Genomic DNA, 7,905 nt, shown 5'->3' on the forward strand with positions numbered 1-7,905 from the left:
GAGAATTGACATGGGATTGGTACTTATGGCCAATAACCTCCTAAAATACAATAAGAGAACGACTCAAAATTAAAAAGCTAGAGTTCCGCAATTGGGAAGCTCTAGCTTTTTTTGTGGCTGAGAATTATTTTGTCCCAGGCTCTTTGAATTTTTTAGGAATTAAACCAAACCTTGAGCAATCATAGCGTTCGCTACGTTTTCGAAGGCAGCGATGTTAGCACCAGCTAGATAGTCTTTGCCAAGTCCGTAAGTTTCAGCGGTAGATTTAGCTGTGTTGAAGATGTTGGTCATGATGTCCTTGAGACGGCCGTCAACTTCTTCGCGAGTCCATGACAGACGAAGGCTGTTTTGACTCATTTCCAGAGCGGATACGGCTACACCACCAGCATTAGCTGCTTTGGCAGGTCCGTAGAAGATACCATTTTCTTTGTAAACAGCGATAGCATCCAGGTCGCTAGGCATGTTGGCACCTTCAGATACACAGATAATACCTTGAGCAACTAAGCGTTTAGCTGCGTCACCGTTGATTTCATTTTGAGTCGCACATGGCAGAGCAATATCATAGTTACCAGCGTAAGTCCAGACAGAGCCTTCGTAGTAAGTCGCACTTGCTTTTTCAGCAGCATATTCAGTCAAGCGAGCGCGGCGTTTTTCTTTGACATCTTGAAGAAGATCGAAGTCGATACCATTTTCGTCAATAACGTAACCGTTAGAGTCTGATACAGAGATGACAGTTGCACCGAGTTCTGTTGCTTTTTGCAAAGCGTATTGGGCAACGTTACCAGATCCTGAAACGACAACTTTCTTGCCAGCAAAGCTTTCGCCGTTGGCTTTGAGCATTTCTTCTGTGTAGTAAACGAGACCGTAACCAGTCGCTTCTGGACGAATGAGACTTCCACCGAAACCAAGAGGTTTACCAGTTAAGACCCCAGCGTCAAATTGGTTGAGGCGTTTGTATTGACCGTAGAGGTAGCCGATTTCGCGACCGCCGACACCGATGTCACCGGCAGGCACGTCTTTTGAAGGGCCGATATATTTTTGCAATTCAGTCATGAAACTTTGACAGAAGCGCATCACTTCAGCATCCGTTTTACCTTTAGGATCAAAGTCAGAGCCTCCTTTACCACCACCGATTGGGAGCCCAGTCAAGACGTTCTTGAAAATTTGCTCGAAACCGAGGAATTTGAGGATTGATTGGTTTACAGTTGGGTGGAAACGAAGTCCGCCTTTGTAAGGACCAACCGCTGAGTTGAACTGCACGCGGTAACCACGATTTACTTGCACTTTACCGTCGCGGTCAACCCAAGGAACACGGAAAGAAATCACGCGCTCAGGCTCAGTGATACGAGCCAAGATGTTTTCTTCGATATATTCTGGATGTTGTTCAAATACAGGTTCGAGGGTGCTGAGAAATTCTTCAGCTGCTTGGAGGAATTCTGCTTCGTGTCCGTTACGAGCTTTGAGGGTTTCAAAAGTACTTTGGATGTATTCTTTAGCAGTTGTCATAGGGTTCTCCTTTGATGTTATATTTTGTTACATGTGCTATTATAGCAAAAGAATTTTAAAAAGTAAAGAAAAAATTGAAATTTTCTAAAAATTTGCACAATTTGTTTTACAGAAATTTAAATGTGTAAAAGTCAACTTTTCTATAGATAAAGAAATAGCCCAAAAATCTTTCGTGCAAAATTTACCAAAATATGGTATGATAGTCTATAAACTATATCGAATGGAGAAATTCAAACTATGGAAGACCCCAGTCACCAGATCTTGATTTGGCAAGGACTTTTGCTTCTTATCTTAACTTTACTAAATGCCTTTTTCTCAGCTTCTGAGATGGCGATGGTGTCACTCAATCGTGCTCGTGTAGAGCAGAAAGCCGAAGAAGGGGATAAAAAATACAGTCGTCTTTTGCAAGTGCTTGAAAATCCAAATAACTTTTTGTCCACTATTCAGGTGGGGATTACTTTGATTAACATCTTGTCAGGGGCTAGTTTTGCAAATACTCTTGGGCAAGTGCTTGGAAAACTCATGGGGGGGTCTCAAACAGCGCATGCGATCGCCAGTTTTATTGCTTTAGCACTCTTGACATATATTTCCATTGTATTTGGTGAGCTTTATCCCAAACGGATTGCTCTAAATCTTAAGGATGAGCTGGCTGTAAGAACGGCACCTTTCGTTCTTTTCCTTGGAAAGATCGTCAGTCCTTTTGTTTGGTTGCTGTCAGCCTCGACAAACCTTCTCAGTCGCATTACTCCTATGGAATTTGACGATGCGGATGAAAAGATGACCCGCGATGAGATTGAGTACATGTTGACTAACAGCGAAGAAACGCTAGATGCTGATGAGATTGAAATGTTGCAGGGAGTTTTCTCTTTGGACGAGCTCGTGGCGCGTGAAGTTATGGTGCCTCGGACAGACGCCTTTATGATTGATATTGAGGACGATACAAAAGAAAATATCGAAGCGATTTTGAAACAAAGCTTTTCACGGATTCCTGTTTATGAAGGTGATAAGGATAATGTTATCGGGCTTATCCACACCAAGCGCCTCTTAACAGAAGCTTTTACCAATGGTTTTGATAATATTTATCTGCGTAAGATTTTGCAAGAACCACTTTTTGTACCTGAAACGATCTTTGTTGACGATCTGTTAACACAACTTCGTAATACGCAAAATCAAATGGCAATTTTGTTGGACGAGTATGGTGGTATGGCTGGTCTGGTCACTCTTGAAGATTTGTTAGAAGAAATTGTCGGAGAGATTGATGATGAAACAGACAAGGCAGCGGTTGATGTTTATCAGCTTGATGCGCAAACTTTCATTGTCCAAGGAACCATGAGTTTGAATGACTTCAATGAATATTTTGAAGTGGAATTGGAAAGCGATGATGTTGACACGATAGCGGGCTACTATATTACGGGTGTTGGGTCAATTCCCGCTAAGGGGGAGCGTTTGACTTATGAAGTTGATAGTGAAAGCAAGCATTTAGTTCTTACCAATGACAAGGTCAAGAATGGTCGAGTCATAAAAGTGAAATTAGTTGTAACAGATATTTTACCAGAAGAAGAAAAGAGCTAGAAAAATCTAACTCTTTTCTTTGTGCCGCCTAGCAAAGTCAACAAAGCGAAACTTTTCTAATTTATGGCGACTTTCGGTGTATTGAAACTGCTGCCCATTTGCTAGATAAACCTGTGACTTGACAGAAACTACGTGTTGATCGCTACCAATATTAAGGAGGATTTTGTCTTGGTCGGTGGCATGGTCAATGGTAATTTCTTTCTTGGCATAGGCAATATCAAGCCCGACTTGGTGTTCCAGATAGTCATAGATCGACTGCTCTGCTATTTCGCGCGTGAGCGCGGGGGCTAAGTCCTTGACGAGGTAGTCAATATCAAGAACAGAAGCAACATTATCAACCACTCGCTGGCGAATAATGCGCCAGACCAGACAATGCTCGGGAAAGCCGGTCACTTTGGATAATTTTTTGTCAATCGTTAGTTTTTCAAAACGGATGACATTGGTTGTGGAAACAATTCCTAACTGCTGCACCAATTCGCGGTAACTAGTTAGCTTGGAAACAGGAAAATCAATCTGTTCTTGCTGGACAACCTTGGAGCCTTGCCCTCGGATTTTCTCAATCAGCCCTGCTTTTTGTAGTAAATTTAGAGCCTTGCGAACAGTATCGCGACTCACTTGGTATTGCTTGCTTAGTTCGTGCTCGCTGGGCAGGTAATCGCCGATTGGATACTTGTCGTTTAAGATTTCTTGCTCAATGAGTTTAAATAATTGCTGATATTTTTTCATAAAATCCTCACTTGTCTACTTTTCTACATACAACTATAGAAATTTTACCAAAAATTTGGCTTTTTTCCCACAAACAACTTGCAGACAAGAAAGCAAACGTTTACAATGAGAATGTGAAAGAGTTGAACAAGTGAACTTGTAAGGCTCAAGCAAATTTTTAATAAAGGAGAGTGTTAGGGCAACCTAACCAAGCAAACAATGGGAAAATTCGAAAAAGAAGCTAAAAGCCTGTTAGATGCGATTGGTGGTAAGGAAAATATCACAGCGGTCAGCCACTGTGCGACGCGTTTGCGTTTTGTTCTTGCTGATGGTAAAAAAGCTGATGTCAAAGCGATTGAGGCAATTCCAACAGTCAAAGGAACCTTTACCAACGCTGGTCAATTTCAGGTTATCATCGGAAATGATGTACCGATTTTCTACAATGACTTCACAGCCGTGTCTGGCATTGAGGGCGTTTCAAAGGAGGCTGCTAAGGCTGCAGCAAAAAGTAACCAGAATCCGATACAGCGGGTCATGACGATGTTGGCTGAAATTTTCACGCCGATTATTCCCGCTATCATCGTTGGCGGTTTAATTCTTGGTTTTCGTAATATCCTTGAAGGTGTACAAATTCAAGCGCTCGGGCAAAAAATGGTGGACGGTGTTGCCCAATTTGCCAAAGATGGCGAGCCGATCTATAATACGATCGTTGATGTATCAAAATTCTGGAGTGGGGTAAACTCATTCTTGTGGTTGCCGGGTGAAGCGATTTTCCACTTCTTACCGGTGGGAATTGTTTGGTCTGTAACACGTAAAATGGGAACCAGCCAAATTCTGGGTATCGTTCTAGGTATCTGTTTAGTTTCACCGCAGCTTTTGAACGCTTATGCGGTTGCAAGTACACCAGCGGCTGAAATTGCTAAAAACTGGACTTGGGATTTTGGTTTCTTTACAATTAATCGTATCGGTTACCAAGCACAAGTTATCCCAGCGCTCTTGTCTGGTTTGTCACTCTCTTATCTAGAAATTTTCTGGCGGAAACGAATCCCAGAAGTCATTTCGATGATTTTTGTGCCATTCCTATCTCTTATTCCAGCTTTGATTTTGGCGCATACAGTCTTGGGCCCAATCGGTTGGACTTTGGGTCAATGGTTGTCAACCATCGTTCTGGCTGGCTTGACTGGTCCTGTTAAGTGGCTCTTTGGTGCAGTATTCGGTGCACTCTACGCACCATTTGTTATCACTGGTCTTCACCACATGACCAATGCTATTGATACACAATTAGTAGCTGACACAGGTGGTACGGGTCTTTGGCCAATGATTGCCCTTTCAAATATTGCCCAAGGTTCAGCAGTATTTGCTTATTATTGGATGAATCGTCGTAATGAACGTGAGGCACAGATTTCACTTCCTGCAACCATTTCAGCTTACCTTGGTGTAACCGAACCAGCTCTTTTCGGGGTTAATGTCAAATATATTTATCCATTTGTAGCAGGGATGATTGGTTCAGGGCTTGCTGGTTTCTTATCAGTTACTTTCAATGTGACTGCCAATGCGATTGGTGTCGGAGGTCTTCCGGGTATCTTATCTATCCAAGCTAAGTATATGTTCCCATTCTTCATTACGATGCTAGTTGCTATTATTGTGCCATTTACTTTAACGATTGTTTTCCGTCGTTTGGGACTATTTACAAAAACAGAAGATGAAACAGTAAAAGCACCACAAGTGGAAGCGATTGTTGAGGCAAAAGAAGCTGCACAACTTGCAGATTTGATTGAAGTTGCGAGCCCACTTGCTGGTCAAGTCAAAGAACTCAGTCAAGCGACAGACCCTGTCTTTGCCCAAGGTGTCATGGGGCAAGGTGTGGTTATCGAACCAAGTGAAGGAGAACTAGTAGCTCCTGTCAGTGGTGTTGTCTCTGTCCTTTTCCCAACGAAACATGCTGTGGGTATTGTGTCCGATCAAGGTGTTGAAATGCTTATGCACATTGGTATGGATACGGTGCAGTTGGACGGAAAAGGCTTCACGGCACATGTTGCCCAAGGAGATAAAGTAACTGTTGGACAAAAATTGATTAGCTTTGATATGGACGTCATCAAAGAAGCTGGTTATGTGACTGAAACACCTGTTATCATCACCAACCAAGACCTGTATCAAGCAGATGCACTCGGTCAGCTGCCACGTGTAGTCAAAGCTGGTGATCAGTTGATGACAGCGACAAAAATCTGAATTTGTAGTCAATAAGAAATAGCTAGAGGGATTGGGAGTGTGAACTCCGTCCCTTTTAGCGATAAGTAGAAAGAGTAATATGGTACTAGATAAAAGCAAAGTAGTTTATCAAATTTATCCAAAATCATTCAAGGATACGACTGGAAATGGGATTGGCGATTTGCAAGGGATTATCGAGAAACTGCCCTACTTGAAAGAATTGGGAGTGGATATGGTTTGGCTCAATCCATTCTATCCCAGCCCGCAGCGCGACAACGGCTACGATATTTCTGACTATACCGCTATCAATCCCCTGTTTGGCGATATGGCGGATTTTGAGGAAATGGTGGCAGTTGGGCGAGAACACGGGATTGACTTTATGCTCGATATGGTGCTCAATCATTGCTCAACCGAGCACGAGTGGTTCCAAAAGGCTCTAGCTGGTGACTCTTACTATCAAGATTTTTTCTTCATCCGCGACGAGCCGACCGACTGGGTTTCCAAGTTTGGTGGCAGTGCCTGGTCACCTTTTGGCGATACAGGCAAGTATTATCTGCATCTCTTTGACCCGACACAGGCTGACCTTGACTGGCGCAATCCTCACGTGCGCAAGGAGCTTTTTCAGGTGGTAAATTTCTGGAAAGATAAGGGAGTTAGAGGTTTTCGTTTTGACGTCATAAACTTGATTGGTAAGGATAAGGTTTTGGAAAATTGTCCGATTGATGACGGCAAGCCGGCTTACACCGACAAGCCTATTGTCCATGATTATCTGCGTCTCCTGAACCGAGAAACCTTCGGTCAAAGGGAAGCGGAATTTATGACGGTTGGTGAAATGAGCGCTACCACCATTGAAAATTGCATTCTTTATACGGTGCCAGAGCGGCATGAGTTGTCCATGGCTTTCAATTTCCACCATTTGAAAGTGGATTATGAAGACGGTCAAAAGTGGACGCTGAAAGATTTTGATTTTGAAGCACTGAAAAATCTTTTCCATACTTGGGGCAAGGAAATGAGCGAGCATGATGGCTGGAGTGCCCTCTTTTGGAACAATCACGACCAGCCACGCGCCCTCAATCGTTTTGTGGATGTGAAAAACTTCCGCAATGAGGGAGCGACCATGCTAGCGGCTAGTATTCACTTGTCGCGTGGGACGCCTTATATTTATATGGGTGAGGAAATCGGTATGCTTGACCCTGATTATGATAGCATGGATGATTATGCAGATATTGAGTCGCTCAATGCCTATCAAATCTTGCTGGAAGAAGGCAAATCAGCTGCTCAAGCCTTTGAAATTATCCAAGCCAAGTCGCGGGATAATTCTCGTACGCCTATGCAGTGGGATACGACAGAAAACGCTGGTTTTACAAGCGGCACGCCTTGGCTAAAAGTTGGAAAATCCTACCCGCAAATCAATGTAGAGCGAGAAATCAAAGGTCCGATTTTCACCTTTTATCAAAAACTGATTGCCTTACGGAAAGAATTACCACTTGTGGCAGAAGGAACTTACAAACCAGCTTTTGAAGACAGTCAACAGGTCTACGCTTTTGAGCGGGAGTTAGGGGAACAAAAACTTTTGGTGCTCAATAATTTCTACGCAACTCCGATTACCGTAGACATTCCTGAGGCTTACCAAAAGGGCCAAGTTCTCATCAGCAACTACGACACAGTAGAAGTCAGCAAGCAGCTTGAGCTACAGGCTTATCAGACCCTGGCGATTTTGCTGGGGAAATAAGATATAAAGGGGGAACTGATAAGTTCTGGCTCTATAATTTCTGTAGTGGGTAAAATCACTTTAGGAATTATGGAGCCTATTTTGTTGTAGAAAAAAAGTCCCATAAGACCTATAATGAAAAGCGATCAAACCATCATTAGAAAGAATCTTATGGAACAATTAAATTTTATCACAAACTTACT

General features: G+C 42.9%; 5 protein-coding genes. 3 read left to right on the top strand and 2 right to left on the bottom strand.

Translation table 11 applies throughout. The features are described from left to right. Window positions 1–159: 159 nt before the first annotated feature. Window positions 160–1,506: an NADP-specific glutamate dehydrogenase gene (gene gdhA / locus A3I3_RS0108155; protein ID WP_018372225.1), complete on the bottom strand. Its 1,347-nt coding sequence runs from the start codon at window positions 1,504–1,506 to the stop codon at window positions 160–162. Between the two features lie 237 nt (window positions 1,507–1,743). On the opposite strand from gdhA, the gene A3I3_RS0108160 reads away from it, so the two are divergent. Further along, complete coding sequence (locus A3I3_RS0108160) at window positions 1,744–3,078, top strand: hemolysin family protein (protein ID WP_018372226.1); 1,335 nt, start codon at window positions 1,744–1,746, stop codon at window positions 3,076–3,078. 6 nt (window positions 3,079–3,084) lie between these two features. On the opposite strand, the gene treR is transcribed toward A3I3_RS0108160, so the two are convergent. Next, entirely contained in the window at window positions 3,085–3,804 is a 720-nt protein-coding gene (treR, locus tag A3I3_RS0108165) for a trehalose operon repressor (protein ID WP_018372227.1), read from the bottom strand. Between the two features lie 198 nt (window positions 3,805–4,002). Between treR and treP the strand changes: the two genes are divergently transcribed. Further along, window positions 4,003–6,012: a PTS system trehalose-specific EIIBC component gene (gene treP, locus A3I3_RS0108170; RefSeq protein ID WP_018372228.1), complete on the top strand. Its 2,010-nt coding sequence runs from the start codon at window positions 4,003–4,005 to the stop codon at window positions 6,010–6,012. Between the two features lie 79 nt (window positions 6,013–6,091). Continuing rightward, complete coding sequence (treC, locus tag A3I3_RS0108175; RefSeq protein ID WP_018372229.1) at window positions 6,092–7,723, top strand: alpha,alpha-phosphotrehalase; 1,632 nt, start codon at window positions 6,092–6,094, stop codon at window positions 7,721–7,723. Window positions 7,724–7,905: the final 182 nt, after the last annotated feature.

This window comes from Streptococcus massiliensis DSM 18628, assembly GCF_000380065.1.
In the GTDB taxonomy this organism is placed as follows: domain Bacteria; phylum Bacillota; class Bacilli; order Lactobacillales; family Streptococcaceae; genus Streptococcus; species Streptococcus massiliensis.

Bases quoted from the DNA above. Each gene is read 5' to 3' on its own strand.
- gdhA (WP_018372225.1), bottom strand. From the start codon at position 1,506: ATGACAACTGCTAAAGAATACATCCAAAGTACTTTTGAAACCCTCAAA.
- A3I3_RS0108160 (WP_018372226.1), top strand. From the start codon at position 1,744: ATGGAAGACCCCAGTCACCAGATCTTGATTTGGCAAGGACTTTTGCTT.
- treR (WP_018372227.1), bottom strand. From the start codon at position 3,804: ATGAAAAAATATCAGCAATTATTTAAACTCATTGAGCAAGAAATCTTA.
- treP (WP_018372228.1), top strand. From the start codon at position 4,003: ATGGGAAAATTCGAAAAAGAAGCTAAAAGCCTGTTAGATGCGATTGGT.
- treC (WP_018372229.1), top strand. From the start codon at position 6,092: ATGGTACTAGATAAAAGCAAAGTAGTTTATCAAATTTATCCAAAATCA.